This is a genomic window from Cerasicoccus arenae, from assembly GCF_014651635.1.
In the GTDB taxonomy this organism is placed as follows: domain Bacteria; phylum Verrucomicrobiota; class Verrucomicrobiia; order Opitutales; family Cerasicoccaceae; genus Cerasicoccus; species Cerasicoccus arenae.
Map to the genome: position 1 here is coordinate 38,379 of NZ_BMXG01000006.1, position 16,537 is coordinate 54,915.

Here is a 16,537-nt window from a genome sequence, read left to right on the forward strand (position 1 = left end):
TGACAAAGAGGGCGGCTAAAAAGGTCAGCCTCCGGTGCTTTTCAACAAGCGTGCAATAGCCGCTTGGCCAATCGTGTCAATAGACAGTGATTCATGCGCGGCACCGATTTCCACGGCTGCTTTGGGCATGCCATAAACGACGCTGCTTTCCTTGTCTTGAGCAATGGTGCGCCAGCCGCGTTCGCGAAGCATTTTCAGACCTTCGGCACCGTCGCGACCCATTCCAGTCAAAACCAGCGCCACGCCGGGCTTAGGCCAATGAGTCGCCAAACTCTTGAAAAAAATGTCCACGGACGGGCGGTTGACCAAGCTTGTTGGCTCGACGGTGAACTCGAAAATTCCCCCGCACTTGATCCGCATGTGGGCGTCGCGCCCAGCCATGTAAACATTACCCGCCTCGACGCGCATCCCTGGTTCCGCAAGTTGGACGGGTAGGGCGCAGCGGGCGTTGAGCCAGTCTGCCATGCCGGGCGCAAATTGAGGGTCCACGTGCTGCACGATACCCACGGCACCAGGGAAATCTTTGTCGAGGCAACCGAGGACTTTGGCCAGAGCTTGCGGGCCGCCGGTGGAGGAGCCAATCGCCAGAAAAGGTGGCTTTTCCAGCGAATGGTCGGTGCGAATCGGCGAATCGGGTGAGGTCAATCCGGTGTGCGTGGAGAGATGCGTCTTGCCCGAAATCAGGCCGATGCGGTCAATTTTCTCCAACAGCGGCTGGGCCCCGCTAAAGTCACCCTCAGGCCCAAGCGTAGGCGTCACCGTGGCGTCTAGCGCCCCGTGCCCCATTGCCTCGTAAACAAGGCCGCCATTGGCGTTCATGGAGGCGGTCACCACGAGGATTGGCACTGGCGTGGCGGCCATAATATGCTGCGTTGCCTCGGCACCGTCCATAACGGGCATCACGAGGTCCATCAGGATGAGATCTGGCTGATCCGCCGCACAATAATCCACTGCTTGCTGTCCGTTTTCGGCCATCCACGCCACCGTGTGTACACCACTGGACTCCACCACTCGGCGTAAACACTCGAGGGCGAGTTTCATATCGTTAACGATGCCAATGCGCATGGTTCAGGTGCTTCTATTACGGCCTTTCCTTCAATGAGTTAACCCGCCCTATGCCTTTGGGCGAATAAAATATCGGTCGATATGCGGGCTTACGTGCCCAATGCGCCGCTCAAGCAGCGAGGCACAGCCTTTTACCACGAAGGGCACAAAGGCTAGCCATTGCCTAGGCAATGGGAAAGGTCAGGATATTATTAAGTGACGTGGCTTACGTCTTTGCCAGTTGCTCCCCACAGTAAAGGCACCGTTCGGCGTGATCGACGATTTTCTGATTGCAGGCTGGGCAACGTCGAGTCCGGGTGTCATTCACGCTCTTCTTGCCTATCGGCACCCCCAGTATCGACTGTAGCATGTCCAGTGTTTGCACCGGGGTATCTTGATTGCCGGTCGAGAATGAAAACTGGTTGGGCGGCGCAAGGTAGCTTTCATTATTCTCATGATACTTATATACGGCCACGAGGATGCGTTTCTCATCGTGGGTTGCCAACTCGATTCGGCTTAGCGATGACTCGCTGTTGACTTGAACGCCATTGATGCCCAGTCCGTGATCCATCCGACTCTGTTGCACATAATAGTCGATGTAAGCGATGTCCTCAAATCGGAGTTGGTCGAGGATCACCCCTTTGCTTATCTGCCCTTCGTAGACAGTAATGCGCCGGGTGTCCGAGTTGATGATAGTGGAATTCGTATCGCCGGATTTGCCAAATGCAAGCTGTTGAAATCCTGGTTGAATCACTAATTCCACAAAAATATCATGAGTTTAATTGGGAACTCTGACAAGTTGAAATCATGTCGCTTGGCAGCGGAAAGGCCGTGAGTCAAAATCCTTCACCAAAAGCAAAACTTTGCTCTAGTTTACATTTTTGGGGTAATTTAGCCCAAAAAAGAGCATAAAAGTATCAGTCAGTTTTTACAGCAGAATAGGCCAAAATCGCCGGGATCATTGATGAATATTGGGCTGGCGGGCTTTTTGGGTGTTTTTCCGGGCGATACCCCCCCTTGGTCTTTTTTAAAGGCTATCCAGCAGGTGCCCGATCGGATCCTTGTCGCGAAAAACGTAATAAAGAAAGGCACCAAAAACACCGTGAACCACGGCCAAGGTCCAGATGTTGGGAATGCGATAATAGACCGCGCTGATCATCAGCCCGCCTATCGCGGTGACCTGCATCAGTAGTGATGAGGGGTAGTGCACCAGTGAGAACGCGGTTGCCGTAATGGGAATGCTCCACCAGCCGAGGCCCAGGCGTTGTAAGTTCCCCAGCAAGATGCCGGAATAGGCGAACTGCTGGATCAGCCCCCAAACAGGGTAAAGTAGCAGCGCATAAACGAAATGCAACGGGTGTACCACGCCCTGTATCGCCGCATAAATAAAGGCCGACACGATGAATGGCCCGAAGACAAATGCGCAGAGTTTGGCCGATTGGAGGAGGTTGTCGAGCCGTAGCCCGAAGTCGCGCGGACGGCGTTTTCCAAAGGCGAATTCGTAGCCCAGATACCCAATGATGACGACCAATAACGGCCCGATAAACCACCCGTTAAATGCAAGCTGACGATGGAAAATGACATACCCCACGCTGACCACTAGAACGGCGCTGGTCTCAAGCCACAACTGGCCTCTAGGGGCGTTGGCGGGCGCTGAATTCAGATCAGCCATTGGCGATCATAAGGCCGTTGCCTCCCATGCTGCGAGGGGCTTAGCCGGCCTGCTCTTGCGGATTGAGGACGGTATTCAGCTCAATGAGCAGGTTCTCGCGATCAGGCGTGAAAATGAAACGATCGCTGCCAAGCTTTTGATAGGCCTGCTGAAGGATGTCGACTGATGGACGACGCATTTGCAGCAGCTTTTTCAAGTAGTTGCCCAGCTCAGCAGCATTGCCCGTTTTGATCTCGATCTCGATGAGATTGGACAGAGCAGCCTGGTTTTTCGGGTTGTTTTCGTAGGCCTGCTTGAGGACTTGCCGTGAGTATTTATCGCCCCCTAACTGGGAGAAACGCCGGGAAACCGCCATCAGTGACTCGACGCGCAGATTGGGCTGCTGGAGAAATTGTTCGATGTAGATGTCGGCTAAATTCTCGTTGCCAACGCCATAGTAGGCGACCGCGCGCAAGCTGTTGAAGATCGGCATGTTCTGCTCAAGCCAGGCTGGGCGTTCCTTGGCGAGCTCCTCACTGAAGCTGATGGCCCCTTGGTAGTCGCCTGCGGTGATGTGAGACTCGATGAGCAGGAGCGCAAATGGCGCAATCGGGAAATCGTTCTCAAGAGCCTGTTCATAGATGCGGCGCGCGAGATCGACAAGGCCTTCATCGGTGGCGTAGTTGGCCAGCTTCATCATTGCAGCTTCGTCATTGCGGAATTGGCGGAGGATGGCGTCGGCCTCGTTTTTGGCGCGTTCGTTTTGCCCTGTCAGACTGAGAGTGTAGAGCAGGTCTACACGTGGGGAGACGGCCAAGGGGGCATCGATGTTGCGAAGTACGGCGTATTCACGGGCTTTCTCGCCCTCGCCGCGGTCGCGGTAATACTGGCTAAGTCCGGCGTAAAGAGGCTCGTCAGTATTAAATTTGCCGATGCCGTTTTCCAGCTTGGCAATGGCGGCCTTTTGAGCGCCGCGTTCCCAAGTGATTCGGGCGGAGAGCCGGAGACCGTCAAGCCGCTTTTCTAAGTCGTAGGTTCGCACGAAGTCCTCTGCTTCATCGAAATTACCGCGGTAGAGGTGGGCCGTGGCCGCAGCGGTTGCGAGCAGCTCGGTGATTTCATCACTCGGCTTTTCAGCCAAAATTTCCTGGGCAATGTTAATGACTTCTTCGTCCTCCTGTTGGCGGAGGAGCAGCTTGATGTAGCGCTGTAGGTAGCGGGCGTCATCGTGGGCATAGGGCAGCCCTTCACTGAGGAGGGCCAAGGCGCGATCAGTGTCCTGCATATTGGGTATATAGATGAAGAACTCGCTGACGAGCAACCGGCCTTCCAAATTGGTGGGTGATCGCTGCACACCTTCGCGCAGGAAGGTGAAGGCATCCCGATAATTGCCATCTTCCAGCATTTCTTTGGCTTTTTCGATCTGATAGTCACCGACTTTTGCCCGGTGCTCCTTCATATTTAAGAAGATCGTGAACATGTCGGTGTATTTCACGTCGTCGAATTTCTGTACCTCTTTAAAAAAGAAGAACAGGGCCGTCGTGAGTGAGATATACCCAATAATTACCAAGCTGAATAGCACGGCTAGAATACGACCCCAGCGAAACTGAATGTGCCAGCGGCCGCTTGGCCCGCGCTTGCGCACAGCAAATCCGAGCAAGACGCTCTTTTGGTTCTGGGTGCTTGGGGCCTCATCACTCATGCTTTTTTACGTTTACATGACGTGCATCTAGGTCAATAGTAAATGCCTAAAGCTTACTCTATATAGTAGGCTTGTTATAATTCTTTAAGCCCTTTATAATTCTTGTTTTAACCTGTTCGTGACATATGGAAGCAGTTGATGGCGAAAATTTTGGAATTTTAGAGTTCCGAGGCATACTTGGGCTTGATTTTTATAATTCTTTAGCCCACATTTAACGACACGCCTTTACCAGACGAAGTATTATCCTGCTTCGGAAATAATCCAGCTACACCGATAATCCTATGAAATCCTTTGCTCAGAAATCCCTTGTGGCTGTCGCCGCCATGATTGGTTCAAGTGCTGTCATGAACGCAGCGCCCTTAATTTCGATTGGCGATTCTGTTGACGTCTTCTTTAATGGCAGCACCAATGCCCAGTGGCGCTCAAATCTGTTTTACACGGATGGCATCGACAATTTACAATCTGCAGTGATCGCCAATTCACCCGCTGGCACGGTTGCATTTCCCACGCTAGCCGCAAATGGTGGCGCAGCGGTGATTGCTCGCCCCAAGGTGGATGCTTGGGTTTTTTATGTTTCGCCTGGCGTCGAAGTGAATGTTGGCCGTAACAGCAACGCCAGCCTCACGCTTTATTTTCGCGAAGACTTTCTGTTTTATACTCGTTACTCGGATGAGCTAAACACGGAACTGGCCAATCTCTTTATTGATGGTAGCTACGACTTTGGTAATCTGACGACCTCTGCTGGCTTCTCGTTCGTTCAAACTCAGCAGAATTCACCTCAGACCAACGGCACCAATTTTGTCGCTAATCTGGTCGAGACGAATCAGCTAAATGCTTATGCGGACGCCAATTACGACATTTCGCCCAAGGCTTGGGCAAGTGCAGGATTTAGTTGGAGCCAAACGGATTACACCAACAACGATGAGTTCCAAGATCGTTATTCGAATAATAACATCTATTCTGCTCCGGTATCCTTCTTTTGGCGTATTACGCCTAAGCTAAGCGTTGGTCCGAGCTTCCGTTTCCGCTATACGGATCCATCGGCGAATGGCGGCTTTACGGGAATCGTCGGAACGACTCCTATTGGACCAACTCCAAGGGTGACCCCATCGGATTATTACGACTACTTCTTCAACATCGCCGTTCAGGGTGAAGTGCTTCCTAAACTCAATGTTGGGCTGAATGTCGGTTACCAGTTCCGTGATCCAGGCCGTGATCGTGTTACCACGACTGCGGGTATTTCGAGGACTTCTTCTCAGAGCCAGCGCCATCAATTCACGATCGTTGCAGACGCGGAATATGAAATCACCCCTAAGCTAATGAGTTACGTGAATTTTTACCACGATTTCGGTGTGGGTGCTGAAGGTCAGACAGTGGTCAATCTCGGTGGTGATACGGGTGTGCTTTATCAATTCAATAATTACATTTCCTCGAACCTTGAGTTCGGTATGGAGAATTCAGATTACCAAGACACCCAAGGTCGCAATGACCTCACGACCACCTCGAGCTTTTCGGTTAATTATAACCCAAATCTCTACTGGCAGTTCAGCGTTGGTTATTTCTATATGAACAACAACTCGACTGGTAATGTGACTGCTGCCAATCTCTCGGGCAATACCGGGGCGAGCTTCCAAGCGCACACGATCAATATGCAGGCGACGTTCCGCTACTAATCTAGCGCTCACAAGTTCGTTTGAACATTTCCTGGAAAGGAAGGTCTATTGAAGTGCCTTCCTTTCCTTATTTATACCAACCGGATTTTGACCATGAAAAAAACCTCATGCCTTTGCCTGCTACTGTTTGCCTGCTTAATTCCTAGTTTGGTGAACGGCCAGTCTGATTCTTCAAGAAACAAGGGGTTGATCGGTTCCAATTACACCTTGCAGCCGCTGGATGTTATTCAAGTCACTGTGTTCAAGGAGCCGGATTTAGAGCAGCAGGTTCGTGTGAGTCAGGACGGGAGCATCAACCTCCCGTTGATTGGTAAGGTGCATGTGGCGGGGATGACTGTGAATGACGCGAATGTATTGATCACCGATCTCTATAATCGCGATTATCTGGTGAACCCACAGATTTCCATGATTCTCATCTCTTATACAGAGAGCCGAGCTTATGTTCATGGTCAAGTGAATCGGCCGGGACCAGTTATCATTCCACCCGAAGAAACGATGACTTTGTCTCAAGTCATTAGTGCCGCTGGCAGCACGACGCGCTTGGCAAGTGATCGAATCCAACTCACGCGAACAGATAAGAACGGCAAGAAGACCGTTATGTATTTTGATTTCAGTGACATTATGGAAGATCCTGAGGCAAATGACATTATTGTAAGAGATGGAGATACCATCTTCATTGACGAACGTATTATCTAACAAGGTTGGCAGCACCTCGACTGTATTCTTCTTCCTATGAACGACGACAAGCGTAACGCATCGAACGAGTCTGCAGGCTCTTACGGCGGCTATCAAGGATATGGCTCCTATGGCAATTATGGTGGCTACTATTATGGTTACGGGTATAATCATGGCGGTTATGGCGGGTCTGATCAGGGGCCTTCCCGCAGCTTTAAGGACTATTTGGTAATCCTGCGTGAGCGTATTTGGTATCTCGTCGTTACGTTCTTTATTATTTTCACTGCGACATTGCTCTATACTTTTAATGTAACACCGGAGTTTAGTTCGACCGCTACCATTCAGGTTCTGCGTGATGATCCAAATATTTTTGGAGATGGTGTGGATGTCATGGATAACACCATTCGAGGGATGGAGGACTTCCAGACTCAGATGGGTATTTTAGGGAGCGGAGTTCTGATTAGCTCAGTGGCCGAGCGCATTAAGGATGAGGACCGCCAATTGTTCATGGCTCCTTATAAGGACCAGTTCAGCCTATCTGGACCCATGTCTCTTGAGGAAGTGCTGCAGAAGTATCGCACGATCTCTCCAGTACGTATGACATGGATCGCGGCTGTTTCCTATCTTCACCCCGATCCCAATATTGCGGCTAAGGTGGCCAATTATTTTGCCGACGAATACATCAATTACAACGTTAAGCTGAATATTGAGACTTCGATGCGTGCGGTGGAAGACCTCCGCATTCGCGCCGATCATCAGCGCGAAAAAGTTGAGGAGATCCGGGAGAATATCAATGAATACCGGAAAAAGTATAAGCGCCTCGGTTTTGACACCGAATCCAATGCTGGTTTTGAAGGGCAGGAGCTTAACAGCCTCAAGCAGGCATCTCTAGAGGATGAGCGCATTTTGGCAATTGCCGAGCGCAATTGGAGACTCGTTCAGGACTACATGAGTGAAGATCGCCCGCTCTGGGATATCCCATTTATTGCCGAAATGCCTCGTATCTCCGACTTGCTGACTCAGCGTTCGCAACAGAATATTACGGTTGCGTCACTGCGCAAACGCTATCGGGCTAAGCACCCCAGCATGATCGAAGCAGAGCGGGCAGTTGAAGAAACTGAAATCGAATTGAAGAAGGCGCTTGATTCCGCGGTTGAAAAAACGCGTATCAGTTACGAGCAGGTGAAGCGGACCTTTGAGCAGACCAGCAGCCGTCTGGCTGAGAAGGAGCTCGATATGATGAATTTGGGAGAAATTGCCGTCAAATTTAACTCCATGCAGGATGAATTGGAGGTGAACAACGCACTTTACCAAGCCATGATGGGGCGTTTGCAGACGGAGATGGCCCAGGTCGCATTGACTGGCCCCAGCGCTCGTATCATTGATCCTGCCGGACCATCCAATAAGCAAGCTAAACCGGACATCGTGATGAATTTGGCGCTTGGCGTCTTTGGTGGACTTTTCGCCGGTGCCGGCCTCGTCTTCCTCATTGCAATTCTCGACGACCGCATCAAGAGCGCCTACGATATTGAAAATGCCGTTGGACTGCCGCTGATCGGCATTATCCCCCGCATCAAGCGCCTCAATTCACCGGAAAAGGCACAGGCAGTGGCTTCCAATGCGGAGCGCCGCGTTACCGAAGCTTTTAGGGCGATTCACTCCGCGCTCAAGCTCAATGAGGCGAGTAAGAAGGCGAAGATTATCATTACTACGAGCACGTCCCCGAGTGAGGGTAAGTCATTCGTTTCCACGAACTTGGCGATCACTTTTGCTATTCACGGCGAACGCACCCTCATCCTTGACGGTGACTTGCGTATGCCAAACGTGGCAAAATCCCTCAATATCGAAGAGCGCACAGATGGGGTTGTTAAATATTTTGCTGGTGGCTGTACATTGGAACAGGCCATCTTGACTGAGCTTTATCCAAATCTGGATGTGTTGCCAGCTGGCCAGAAGGCGAAAAATCCGACCCAAATTCTCAACAGCCCGGACTTTGAGCAATTGCTTGCGACCTTAAGCGAACGTTACGACCGTATTTTCATTGATACACCGCCCATCGCCGTGGTGAGCGACGTCTTGACGGTTCTGCCTTTTGCAGACGGCATCATTTATGTGATCAAATTCAATGCGGTAAAGCGCAAGACCGCGAAATCGAACCTTCGCCGCATTATTGAGTCCAATACGCCGGTCTTCGGTGCCATTCTCAATCAGATCAGTGTCTCTGTCGCTAGTTACTACTACGCGAATTACTACGATAAGTCTTACGCCAGTTACTATGGCCATGACGAAGATGGTGACTCCATCGACGTGCCGATTAAGACCCGCCGCAGCAAGACAGAAGACAAGGCGCTGCCTAAAACTTAATCAGTCAGAAGCCTAGCGTTTGCTGGCGCGGATGAGGCGGTCGCGAATTGCGTCCGCCACACCAGTGGCAGTGTCCGGCATTTCACAGTGGATATCGACGATCTCAGGTTGATCATCCAACGTGTGCAGCAAAGCGAAGAGATTGTGTGCGGCTTCTTTTAGATTGCCGTCCTCGCTTAGCCAGTATTGAGAATCCTCAATCTCGCCTGAAGGGCGTTGTAGAAAAATTTGTGCTTCTTGCTTTAGGGGGGGGGGCAGTTTGCCCACCGCGTGCAAGGTTAGTCGCGTACGTGGGCTGTAATGCCGCTCCAGTTGTCCAGGGGCAAGTGTGGGGTCGGGCTTGGCGATAGGGGAGGGGGCAGAGCGCCCTAGTACCTGCTCTAGCTCGCTCCGACTGATGGGGCCAGGGCGTAGTAAGACGGGCGTCGCCGGATTGCGCAGGTCGACAATGGTGGACTCCAGGCCTTGTTCGCAAGGGCCACCATCGAGGATATACGGGCAGCGATCACCTAATGAATCCCGGACGTGCTGTGCCGTGGTCGGGCTGATATACCCGAATGGATTTGCACTGGGCGCGGCGAGGAATAAGTTGCTGACCTGCAATAGCTTGCGCATGACTGGATGCGCGGGACAACGAACGGCAACGCTACTTTGGTTCGCCGTAACCAAATCCAGCACCTCGGTCCGCTTAGGCAGAACGAGAGTCAGCGGGCCAGGCCAGAATGCTTCTGCTAGAAGCTGAATGGTGGCATCTTGCTCGGTTGTCGTGCTAGTGAGTTTAGCAAGTTGTTCTAGCCCATGGATATGGATGATTAGCGGGTCGATGAACGGTCGACTTTTAATCGCAAAAATATCACGGACTGCGGCTTCGTTAAAGGCATCGGCAGCCAGCCCGTAAACCGTTTCAGTTGGCGCGGCAACGCACTTGCCTGCTTGCAAATGGGCAGCGGCTTCCGCAATCCCGGCCTCATCGCCGGTCAGGAATGGCTTGCTGGGCAGTGCGTCCATAAAAAAAGCGCCAACTGGCGCTTTTGGTTTTATGATTTCAAGGGACCAACCTTACTTCATCAGAAGCATGTTGCGGGCACGCTTGATTGCTTTGGTGACGCGGCGCTGCTGGAGTGCGGTCATTCCGGTAATGCGACGTGGGAGGATCTTGCCCGTGTCTGTGACATAACGTGAAAGTAACTCGACGTCATTGAAATCGAAATCTAGCGGTGTACGGCTTTGCTTTTTGGCTTCTTCGCTCATGGTGATAAATTGGAAAACGCTCCAGCAAAGCGTTTTGAAATGGCATTGCAAGAAAAAACTACACCCTGCGTCAATCTGGAGTTTGCAGTTGCGCGGAGGGCGCTCACCGAGAAACTTTGCCTTCCATGCATTTACCGGAATCCACCCGCTCGCTGCGGCAAGACTTGGCCCTTCTGGCATTGTTTTTCGGCGTGCTGTTTTTCGGCACGACTTGGGTGCGCCCGTTGGGCAACCCCGACGAGGGCCGCTATAGTGAAATCCCCCGCGAAATGGTGGACGGCGGGGATTGGATACTGCCCCGGCTCAATGGCGTGCTCTATTTTTATAAACCTCCGCTACCTTATTGGCTCCATGCCTCGGCGATCACGGTGGGTGGGCATTCGCTGTGGGTGCTTCGATTTTGGCCCGCGGCGATCTCGCTACTCGGTGTGCTGGGAACTTACCTTGCGGCGCGCCATTTTTACGGACGCTTGGCTGGCGTGTTTGGCGCATTGATACTGGGCACTAGCCTGCTGTTTTTCGGCTTGAGTCAGGTCATTACGCTGGACCCTTTCGTCAGCGTGTTCATGACGCTGGGGCTGTATGCCTATCTGGTTGGGCTTTACGCGCCACCGGGCAACGTGCGTCGTTGGCTGTTCGCCGGGTTCTACACGGGTATCTCGTTGGCGGTGATGTCCAAGGGCTTCATGGCCATCGCGATTCCGGGCGCGATTATTTTCCTATGGTTCTTAGTGCTCAATGAATGGCGTCGGCTGCGCGATCTGCACCTCGTCATGGGCGCGGTGATTTTCTTGATCATTGTTGGGCCGTGGCATCTGGCGGCGGCGCTTGCCAACCCAAACTGGTTCGATTTCTACGTGATCCACGAGCACTTCGACCGCTATCTGCACGACGTGAGTGACCGCACGCAGCCCTTCTGGTATTTCCTGGTGCTTTTACCAATCGGCCTGTTGCCGTGGACGATTTTTCTGCCGCAAACGCTGATTGACGTCGTGAAGAGCTGGGGTGAACGGCGGGAGCGCCCCGCCTCTTGGTTCTTATTGATTTGGGCCGCGTTCGTGGTGGTGTTTTTCTCCCTTTCGCAAAGTAAACTGCCAACCTACATCCTGCCTGCAATGCCGCCCTTGGCGATTTTAATGGGGCGTTACGTCGCCCTGCGAATCGAAGAGCGGCGCTGGGAAGTGCTGCGCCCGGCGATTTGGTGGCTGGCTGGCTTGTTGCTGGTTTTGGCGTTGGTTTTGCCAGTGTTGGCGTGGGTGCGGTCAGACGACATGACCTCTGGTGCGACACCTTGGATTATCGTTGCCGCGCTCATGCTGATCGTTTCGGGAGGCGTGGCGATTCGCTTTCTCCGGAAAAAAGAAGAAGCTCTGGCCTTGCTCACAGCCTTTGCTGGCGTGGTGTTGACGTTGCTTTGCTTCAATGGCTTGGCGGCGCAGTTTCAGCAACCGGGCACGCGGGCCTTCGCAGAGTTTCTTAAGCCCAAACTCCAGCCCGGTGACCGCGTTTATCACTTTGCCGATTATTTTCAGGACTTCCCGTTTTACTTGGGGCAGCCGGTGGACCTGCTGATGCAGTTTCCCAACGAGCAGACCTTCGGGGTGGAATGGGAGCCTGATCAGGCCAGCCGTTATATCGTCGACCAAGCGGACATCCCTGCGGCGTGGAGTGCCCCTGAGCGGCAATTCGCGCTCGCCCACGCCGAGCACCTGCCGATTTACCAACAGCTTTTCCCCGACTTACCGGTCTACGTCTGGATGGCCGACCCGAATTACGTACTCTTCTCCAATCGCCCGATGGAAAATGAGCCGCACTAGCGAATAAAGGTTTTGCGCTGGCGCGGGGCTTTGCTGAAGTTAACGGCATGCCCGATGACGCGCCCTTTCTGCCGTTCGCCAAGCCTAGTATCTCGCCGGAGGCCATTGCCGAAGTTGTTGCCTGTCTGGAGTCGGGCTGGATAACGACTGGGCCGCGCTCTCAGAAGTTTGAGGGCATGTTACGGGAGTTCTTTCATGCGCCTTCCGCACAGTGCTGTTCCTCGGCCACGGCGGGCCTGCACATGGCGTTGCTGACACTGGACCTCCAGCCCGGCGACGAGGTCATTACGACAGCGATGACCTTTGTGGCCACGCTCAACACCATTGTGCTGGCGGGCAGTAAACCGGTCCTCGTCGATGTCGATCCTGCGACGGGCAATCTGGACGTCAATCAACTGGAAGAAGCGATTACGATGAAAACGCGCGCAATCATGCCCGTGCACTTCGCCGGGCTGCCCGTCGATTTAGACGCAGTTTACGCGCTCGCCGAACGCCACGAGCTGCGAGTCATCGAGGACTGTGCGCACGCGATCGGCGCCGAGTATCGGGGGCAACGCTTGGGCAGCTTTGGGGATACTCAGGTCTTCAGTTTTCACCCCAACAAAAACATGACAACCGGGGAGGGCGGGGTCGTCGTCACACGTGACGATCAAATGGTCGCCGCCATTGAAAAACTCCGCTTTCACGGCATCGACCGCTCGGCGGAAAATGAATTTGGCCAGCCCGGAACCGCTCGCTACGACATCGCGCTTGCCGGGTATAAATTTAACTTCATGGACTTGCAGGCCGCGTTGGGAATCCATCAGTTGCCCGCGCTGGAGGGCTTCAATACCCGTCGTTGCGAGCTGGCCGAGCGCTATTTGCACGAGTTGGTGGACTGCCCGGCGGTGACCATTCCAAACTTCGACGGCGTCAACTATCCCTACCGGCACGCCTGGCATCTGTTTGCGCCGCGGCTGAACCTCGACACGATTGGGATGAGCCGTGATGCGGTTACGGTGGCGCTCAAGACTAAGGGCATCGGCAGCGGGCTGCATTACCAAGCGCCGCACCTCTCGACATACTACCGTGATGAATGGGGCTTTAAGCGGGGCCAGTTCCCTGGCGCGGAGGACTTGTCCGACCGCATCATTTCGCTGCCGTTATTCCCCGATATGACCAACGCCGACCAAGACCGTGTCATCGCAGCAGTGCGGGAGCTCATTGACTAGCCCAGCGTTAACCGAAGAAACTTTTCTCCTTATTCTTGGGCGCGCCTGCGCTACCTCTGGAATAAGCGTTACTTGGCTTCTGCCTCGGTCTTGGGCTTTGCTCGGTAAAAGGCGGCTGTCTTGCCGACATGGCCGACGCATTCGCAGGTGGTGCGCTGCTCGATGTCGCTGATCACGGCCTTCATTGCGTCGCGGTCGACGATGAACTTCACCTTGACGAGCTGCTGGCGCTTGAGCATCAGCTCAAGCTCCGCAACGAGCGAATCGGTCAAGCCGAGTTTGCCAACATGGGCATGGTTGGGCAGGCGCTGGGCCATGCCACGGAGCTTTTTCTTTTCGGCGGAAGTGAGCATTAGATTTGGAAAATTAAACAGGAAATCGGGAAGCGTTACGTCACGACTTCCGCCAGTGCACCTTTGAGGGCAGCTGCGTCGGAGCCGCCGCCCATGGCGAAGTCGGGCTTGCCGCCGCCTTTGCCGCCGAGCTTGGCGGTGAGGTTGCGGATGATGTCGCCAGCCTTATGGCCCGCGGTAATGGCTTCGGGGGTGGCGAGCGCGAGCACGGTTACCTTATCGCCAAAGACGCCGCCGAGCACGACCACGCTGGGGCCGAGTTTTTTCTGGAGATCCACGGCGAGGCCGCGCATGTCATTGGGATTGGCCGCAGAAACCTGGCCCGCGAGCCACTTAATGCCGTCCTTTTCCACGGCGGTGCTGAGCAGGTCGCCGCCCTGAGATTGGGCCTGCTTCTGCTCCATGGCGCGGAGTTTCTTTTCGAGGTCTTTGCTGTGGTCGAGGAGCTTGGTCAGGCGGTCTTCGATCTCGGCTGGCTTGCAGGAAAGCTTGCTCGCCATGTGGTGGAGCTCGGCAAAATTCTGTGTGGCCATCTCGAACGCGGACTCGCCACAAACGGCCTCAATGCGTCGTCGGCCTGCGGCAATGGCGGACTCGTTCTTGATCTTAAAAAGGCCCAGCTCGCCAGTGGCACCGACGTGCGTGCCGCCGCAAAGTTCTTTGGAGTAGCCACCGATGTCGACGACGCGGACGACCGCGCCATACTTTTCGCCGAAGGTGGCAATGACGTCCTCGGGCTTGTCTTGGAAGGGCACTTCGAACCAGTTGACGCCGCCATTGGCGATGATCTGCTGGTTGACCATGCGCTCGACACGTTCGATTTCGGCCGGAGTCATGGCCTCAAAGTGGTCGAAGTCAAAGCGCAGGTGATCGGTCGCGACGAGTGAACCAGCTTGGCGCACGTGATCGCCGAGTGTCTCGCGCAGCGCCCAGTTGAGCAGGTGGGTGGCGCTGTGATGGCGCTGGATTGCGCGGCGGCGTTCCACGTCGACATGCATGGTGACCGCCTCGCCGACGTGGCCTTTGAGGGCGGGGTCGCGCGCGACTACATGCAAGTGATGCCCCACGTTGTCCTTAACGGTGTCGAGCACTTCGATCATGGTGCCGTCACTCAGAACGATGGTGCCTTTGTCGCCTTTTTGGCCGCCCATCTCAGCGTAGAACGGGCTTTGCGTGGTGATGAGGAAATCCGTTTCTTCGCCACCGAAATAGCCGATTAGCTCCGTGTTGAAACCGGTCAAGTCATCTTGGTTGAAACCTGAAAACTGCGTGTGGTGGAGCTTCTCCTCCTCAACAACGCTGATTTCCGTGCTCACGTGGCCTGCCCGGCCCGTTTCGGCGTGTTGCTTGACGCAGCGCTGGAAGCCCGCTTCGTCGATGCTCAACCCGCGCTCGCGGGCGATCAACTGCGTCAGGTCAAAGGGGAAACCGTAGGTGCTGTAGAGTTCGAACGCTTCCTCGCCGCTGATGTTGCCGCCGCTTTGGTAGGTGATCTTATCGAGTAGCTGGAGGCCGCGGTCGATGGTGCGGTCGAAAGCTTTTTCCTCGCTGGCAATGACTTTGCGGATCACGTCGCGCTGCTCTTCCAGCTCAGGGAAGAAGCCGCCCATTTTGTCGACGAGCGGGTCGACGAGCTTGGTGAAGAATCCGGGCTTGAGGTCGATGCGCTTGCCGAACATCACCGCGCGGCGTAGAATGCGGCGTAGGGTATAGTTGCGGCCCTCATTGCTGGGCAGGATGCCGTCGGCAATGGAGAAACTGAGCGTACGGATGTGGTCGGCCAATACGCGGAAAATGACGTCGTTGAGCTCTTCGCCCGAGAGGTCGTCGCGATTGTTCGGCATCGTAGCGCCGTAGCTACGGCCGGACATATTCGAGATGTGGCTGAAGATGTCCTGGAACAGGTCGCTGTTGTAATTGCTCGGCGGCTGGGTGTAGTCCGTAAAGTTCTTCGTGGTCGCGATAATCCCGGCCACGCGCTCGAAGCCCATGCCGGTGTCGACGTGCTTGGCCTTGAGCGGCTTGAAGGCACCACCCGGCTCAGCGTTGAACTGGATGAAAACCAAGTTCCAGATTTCGATGCAATACGGGCTGTCGGCGTTGACGAGCTCGCCCTTGGTGTCGCCAGCAGGGGTCAGGTCGATGTGGAGCTCGGAGCACGGGCCGCACGGGCCGGTGTCGCCCATCATCCAGAAGTTATCCTTCTTATTGCCAGAGCGGATGTGGATGGCGGGGTCGAGGCCTTCCTTTTCAAAAATGGCCTTCCAGTGGTCGTAGGCTTCCTGATCGAAGTCGGCGGGGTCACCCTCACCAGGCTGGTAAACAGTCGCGTAAAGGCGTTCCTTGGGCAGGCCCCAGACGGTGGTCAGGAGCTCCCAGGCCCAGGCAATGGCTTCGGGCTTAAAGTAGTCGTTAAACGACCAGTTGCCCAGCATCTCGAAGAAGGTGTGGTGGTAGGTGTCGAAACCGACGTCCTCCAGGTCGTTGTGTTTGCCGCCAGCGCGGATGCACTTTTGGGTGTCCGCCGCACGAGGCCAGGGCGCAGCCTGCTCGCCCAGGAAGTAGGGCACGAATTGGTTCATGCCCGCATTGGTAAATTGCAGGTTTGGGCTACTCGGCATCAACGAGGCTGAAGGCACGATCTGGTGCTGCTTCGACTTGAAGAAATCGAGGAACGACTGACGAAGCGCGGCGCTATCCATTACTTGGCTCATGGGAAAAGCCAGAGAGCTTGGCATGCGTTGGCCAGAGATTAAAGTTTAAAGATTAACGATTAAAGGGGGGAGTTTGGGGGGC

Annotated in this window: 13 protein-coding genes; 5 read left to right on the forward strand and 8 right to left on the reverse strand. The window is 54.3% G+C overall.

All coding sequences use genetic code 11. From position 1 onward, the window contains the following. Positions 1-24 precede the first annotated feature (24 nt). The 4 genes from cheB to IE065_RS06070 all read right to left on the reverse strand — a co-directional run bounded on the left by cheB (position 25) and on the right by IE065_RS06070 (position 4,397). A complete protein-coding gene (gene cheB, locus IE065_RS06055) occupies positions 25-1,065 on the reverse strand; it encodes a chemotaxis response regulator protein-glutamate methylesterase (RefSeq protein ID WP_189512913.1) in 1,041 nt (346 codons plus the stop codon). Between the two features lie 205 nt (positions 1,066-1,270). After that, positions 1,271-1,807: a hypothetical protein gene (locus tag IE065_RS06060; protein WP_189512915.1), complete on the reverse strand. Its 537-nt coding sequence runs from the start codon at positions 1,805-1,807 to the stop codon at positions 1,271-1,273. Positions 1,808-2,071: 264 nt separating this feature from the next. Beyond that, entirely contained in the window at positions 2,072-2,716 is a 645-nt protein-coding gene (locus tag IE065_RS06065) for a CPBP family intramembrane glutamic endopeptidase (protein WP_189512917.1), read from the reverse strand. Between the two features lie 40 nt (positions 2,717-2,756). Next, positions 2,757-4,397 (reverse strand): tetratricopeptide repeat protein, encoded by a 1,641-nt coding sequence (locus tag IE065_RS06070; protein ID WP_189512919.1) that lies wholly within the window; start codon positions 4,395-4,397, stop codon positions 2,757-2,759. 281 nt (positions 4,398-4,678) lie between these two features. Between IE065_RS06070 and IE065_RS06075 the strand changes: the two genes are divergently transcribed. The 3 genes from IE065_RS06075 to IE065_RS06085 all read left to right on the forward strand — a co-directional run bounded on the left by IE065_RS06075 (position 4,679) and on the right by IE065_RS06085 (position 9,109). Continuing rightward, entirely contained in the window at positions 4,679-6,070 is a 1,392-nt protein-coding gene (locus tag IE065_RS06075) for a hypothetical protein (RefSeq protein WP_189512921.1), read from the forward strand. A 93-nt stretch (positions 6,071-6,163) separates the two neighbouring features. Next, the gene (locus IE065_RS06080; RefSeq protein ID WP_189512923.1) at positions 6,164-6,766 is read left to right on the forward strand and encodes a polysaccharide biosynthesis/export family protein; all 603 of its coding nucleotides are present in this window, start codon (positions 6,164-6,166) and stop codon (positions 6,764-6,766) included. 36 nt (positions 6,767-6,802) lie between these two features. Further along, positions 6,803-9,109 carry a GumC family protein gene (locus tag IE065_RS06085; protein ID WP_189512925.1) on the forward strand — a complete coding sequence of 769 codons (2,307 nt, stop codon included), beginning with the start codon at positions 6,803-6,805 and terminating at the stop codon, positions 9,107-9,109. Between the two features lie 12 nt (positions 9,110-9,121). On the opposite strand, the gene IE065_RS06090 is transcribed toward IE065_RS06085, so the two are convergent. Together IE065_RS06090 and rpsR are read right to left on the reverse strand one after the other, a co-directional pair. Then, entirely contained in the window at positions 9,122-10,117 is a 996-nt protein-coding gene (locus IE065_RS06090) for an L-threonylcarbamoyladenylate synthase (protein WP_189512927.1), read from the reverse strand. A gap of 51 nt (positions 10,118-10,168) precedes the next feature. Then, on the reverse strand, positions 10,169-10,360 hold the full coding sequence (gene rpsR / locus IE065_RS06095) for a 30S ribosomal protein S18 (RefSeq protein ID WP_189512929.1): 192 nt from the start codon (positions 10,358-10,360) through the stop codon (positions 10,169-10,171). 125 nt (positions 10,361-10,485) lie between these two features. Between rpsR and IE065_RS06100 the strand changes: the two genes are divergently transcribed. Both IE065_RS06100 and IE065_RS06105 read left to right on the forward strand, forming a co-directional pair. Further along, positions 10,486-12,177 carry a glycosyltransferase family 39 protein gene (locus IE065_RS06100; RefSeq protein ID WP_189512931.1) on the forward strand — a complete coding sequence of 564 codons (1,692 nt, stop codon included), beginning with the start codon at positions 10,486-10,488 and terminating at the stop codon, positions 12,175-12,177. Positions 12,178-12,224: 47 nt separating this feature from the next. Continuing rightward, the gene (locus tag IE065_RS06105) at positions 12,225-13,388 is read left to right on the forward strand and encodes a DegT/DnrJ/EryC1/StrS family aminotransferase (RefSeq protein ID WP_189512933.1); all 1,164 of its coding nucleotides are present in this window, start codon (positions 12,225-12,227) and stop codon (positions 13,386-13,388) included. Between the two features lie 68 nt (positions 13,389-13,456). On the opposite strand, the gene IE065_RS06110 is transcribed toward IE065_RS06105, so the two are convergent. Together IE065_RS06110 and alaS are read right to left on the reverse strand one after the other, a co-directional pair. Continuing rightward, on the reverse strand, positions 13,457-13,741 hold the full coding sequence (locus IE065_RS06110) for a YhbY family RNA-binding protein (RefSeq protein WP_189512935.1): 285 nt from the start codon (positions 13,739-13,741) through the stop codon (positions 13,457-13,459). 35 nt (positions 13,742-13,776) lie between these two features. Beyond that, on the reverse strand, positions 13,777-16,479 hold the full coding sequence (gene alaS / locus IE065_RS06115) for an alanine--tRNA ligase (protein ID WP_200163259.1): 2,703 nt from the start codon (positions 16,477-16,479) through the stop codon (positions 13,777-13,779). Between the last annotated feature and the right edge of the window lie 58 nt (positions 16,480-16,537).

What these genes read in the sequence shown, in the direction of transcription:
- IE065_RS06080 (WP_189512923.1), top strand. Translation starts at nt 6,164, where the DNA reads ATGAAAAAAACCTCATGCCTTTGCCTGCTACTGTTTGCCTGCTTAATT.
- IE065_RS06110 (WP_189512935.1), bottom strand. Translation starts at nt 13,741, where the DNA reads ATGCTCACTTCCGCCGAAAAGAAAAAGCTCCGTGGCATGGCCCAGCGC.
- IE065_RS06105 (WP_189512933.1), top strand. Translation starts at nt 12,225, where the DNA reads ATGCCCGATGACGCGCCCTTTCTGCCGTTCGCCAAGCCTAGTATCTCG.
- IE065_RS06070 (WP_189512919.1), bottom strand. Translation starts at nt 4,397, where the DNA reads ATGAGTGATGAGGCCCCAAGCACCCAGAACCAAAAGAGCGTCTTGCTC.
- IE065_RS06085 (WP_189512925.1), top strand. Translation starts at nt 6,803, where the DNA reads ATGAACGACGACAAGCGTAACGCATCGAACGAGTCTGCAGGCTCTTAC.
- IE065_RS06090 (WP_189512927.1), bottom strand. Translation starts at nt 10,117, where the DNA reads ATGGACGCACTGCCCAGCAAGCCATTCCTGACCGGCGATGAGGCCGGG.
- IE065_RS06100 (WP_189512931.1), top strand. Translation starts at nt 10,486, where the DNA reads ATGCATTTACCGGAATCCACCCGCTCGCTGCGGCAAGACTTGGCCCTT.
- IE065_RS06065 (WP_189512917.1), bottom strand. Translation starts at nt 2,716, where the DNA reads ATGGCTGATCTGAATTCAGCGCCCGCCAACGCCCCTAGAGGCCAGTTG.
- cheB (WP_189512913.1), bottom strand. Translation starts at nt 1,065, where the DNA reads ATGCGCATTGGCATCGTTAACGATATGAAACTCGCCCTCGAGTGTTTA.
- alaS (WP_200163259.1), bottom strand. Translation starts at nt 16,479, where the DNA reads ATGCCAAGCTCTCTGGCTTTTCCCATGAGCCAAGTAATGGATAGCGCC.
- IE065_RS06075 (WP_189512921.1), top strand. Translation starts at nt 4,679, where the DNA reads ATGAAATCCTTTGCTCAGAAATCCCTTGTGGCTGTCGCCGCCATGATT.
- rpsR (WP_189512929.1), bottom strand. Translation starts at nt 10,360, where the DNA reads ATGAGCGAAGAAGCCAAAAAGCAAAGCCGTACACCGCTAGATTTCGAT.